General features: G+C 52.6%; 1 rRNA gene. It reads right to left on the minus strand.

Annotated elements, in window-relative coordinates:
* A 23S ribosomal RNA gene (locus N693_RS0100005) occupies nt 1–2,926 on the minus strand; the annotation flags it as partial.
* Nucleotides 2,927–2,964: the final 38 nt, after the last annotated feature.

A 2,964-nucleotide genomic window follows, 5' to 3' on the forward strand; every position in this document is an offset into this window, starting at 1 on the left:
AAGTCCTCGATCGATTAGTATCTGTCAGCTCCACATGTCGCCATGCTTCCACACCAGACCTATCCACCTCATCATCTTTGAGGGATCTTACTTACTTGCGTAATGGGAAATCTCATCTCGAGGGGGGCTTCATGCTTAGATGCTTTCAGCATTTATCCCGTCCACACATAGCTACCCAGCGATGCCTTTGGCAAGACAACTGGTACACCAGCGGTGTGTCCATCCCGGTCCTCTCGTACTAAGGACAGCTCCTCTCAAATTTCCTGCGCCCGCGACGGATAGGGACCGAACTGTCTCACGACGTTCTGAACCCAGCTCGCGTACCGCTTTAATGGGCGAACAGCCCAACCCTTGGGACCGACTACAGCCCCAGGATGCGATGAGCCGACATCGAGGTGCCAAACCTCCCCGTCGATGTGGACTCTTGGGGGAGATAAGCCTGTTATCCCCGGGGTAGCTTTTATCCGTTGAGCGATGGCCCTTCCATGCGGAACCACCGGATCACTAAGCCCGTCTTTCGACCCTGCTCGACTTGTAGGTCTCGCAGTCAAGCTCCCTTATGCCTTTGCACTCTACGAATGATGTCCAACCATTCTGAGGGAACCTTTGGGCGCCTCCGTTACTCTTTAGGAGGCGACCGCCCCAGTCAAACTGTCCGCCTGACACTGTCTCCTGCCCGGATCACGGGCAAGGGTTAGAAGTCCAATACAGCCAGGGTAGTATCCCACCATTGCCTCCTCCGAAGCTAGCGCTCCGGTCTCTAAGGCTCCTACCTATCCTGTACAGGCTGCACCGGAATTCAATATCAGGCTACAGTAAAGCTCCACGGGGTCTTTCCGTCCTGTCGCGGGTAATGCGCATCTTCACGCATATTATAATTTCACCGAGTCTCTCGTTGAGACAGTGCCCAGATCGTTACGCCTTTCGTGCGGGTCGGAACTTACCCGACAAGGAATTTCGCTACCTTAGGACCGTTATAGTTACGGCCGCCGTTTACTGGGGCTTCAATTCGAAGCTTCGCTTGCGCTAACCTCTCCTCTTAACCTTCCAGCACCGGGCAGGCGTCAGCCCCTATACGTCACCTTACGGTTTTGCAGAGACCTGTGTTTTTGCTAAACAGTCGCCTGGGCCTATTCACTGCGGCTCTCTCGGGCTATAAACCCTACCAGAGCACCCCTTCTCCCGAAGTTACGGGGTCATTTTGCCGAGTTCCTTAACGAGAGTTCTCTCGATCACCTTAGGATTCTCTCCTCGCCTACCTGTGTTGGTTTGCGGTACGGGTACCTCCCACCTCGTTAGAGGCTTTTCTTGGCAGTGTGAAATCAGGGACTCCAGGGTATACACCCCTTGCCATCACAGCTCAATGTTATAGAAACGGGATTTGCCTCGTTTCACACCTCACTGCTTAGACGCGCATGACCAACAGCGCGCTCACCCTATCCTTCTGCGTCACCCCATCACTCAAACGGTGGGGAGGTAGTACAGGAATATCAACCTGTTATCCATCGTCTACGCCTATCGGCCTCGACTTAGGTCCCGACTGACCCTGAGCGGACGAGCCTTCCTCAGGAAACCTTGGGCATTCGGTGGAAGGGATTCTCACCCTTCTTTCGCTACTCATACCGGCATTCTCACTTCCAAGCGCTCCACCAGTCCTTCCGGTCTAGCTTCAACGCCCTTGGAACGCTCTCCTACCACTGACACCAAAGGTGTCAATCCGCAGTTTCGGTGATTCGTTTAGCCCCGATACATTTTCGGCGCAGCGCCACTCGACCAGTGAGCTATTACGCACTCTTTAAATGATGGCTGCTTCTAAGCCAACATCCTGGTTGTCTGGGCAGCGCCACATCCTTTTCCACTTAACGAATACTTTGGGACCTTAACTGGCGGTCTGGGCTGTTTCCCTCTCGACTATGGACCTTATCACCCATAGTCTGACTCCCAAACATAAATCATCGGCATTCGGAGTTTGTCTGAATTCGGTAACCCGGGATGGGCCCCTAGTCCAAACAGTGCTCTACCTCCGAGATTCTAACGTTTGAGGCTAGCCCTAAAGCTATTTCGGAGAGAACCAGCTATCTCCAGGTTCGATTGGAATTTCACCGCTACCCACACCTCATCCCCGCACTTTTCAACGTACGTGGGTTCGGGCCTCCAGTAAGTGTTACCTTACCTTCACCCTGGACATGGGTAGATCACCTGGTTTCGGGTCTACGACCTCATACTCATTCGCCCTATTCAGACTCGCTTTCGCTGCGGCTCCGCATTCTCTGCTTAACCTCGCATGAAATCGTAACTCGCCGGTTCATTCTACAAAAGGCACGCCATCACCCATTAACGGGCTCTGACAACTTGTAGGCACACGGTTTCAGGATCTATTTCACTCCCCTTCCGGGGTGCTTTTCACCTTTCCCTCACGGTACTGGTTCACTATCGGTCACTAGGGAGTATTTAGCCTTGGGAGATGGTCCTCCCGGATTCCGACGGAATTTCACGTGTTCCGCCGTACTCAGGATCCACTCTGGAGGGGATGAATTTTCGGTTACGGGGCTTTTACCCACTCTGGCGGACCTTTCCAGGTCGCTTCGCCTAACTCATCCTTTTGTAACTCCGTATAGAGTGTCCTACAACCCCAGGAAGCAAGCTTCCTGGTTTGGGCTTTTCCCGTTTCGCTCGCCGCTACTCAGGGAATCGATTTTTCTTTCTCTTCCTCCGGATACTTAGATGTTTCAGTTCTCCGGGTCTGCCTCGTATTTGCTATGTATTCACAAATACGTACCATCCTATTAAAGATGGTGGGTTTCCCCATTCGGAAATCTTCGGATCAAAGCTTACTTACAGCTCCCCGAAGCATATCGGTGTTAGTGCCGTCCTTCTTAGGCTCCTAGTGCCAAGGCATCCGCCGTGCGCCCTTTCTAACTTAACCAAAAAGTTAACGTTCTTCTTTCATTCAGCGATGAATGA

Origin of the sequence: Sporosarcina sp. D27, from assembly GCF_000586555.1 — a bacterium.
Classification (GTDB): Bacteria; Bacillota; Bacilli; order Bacillales_A; family Planococcaceae; genus Sporosarcina.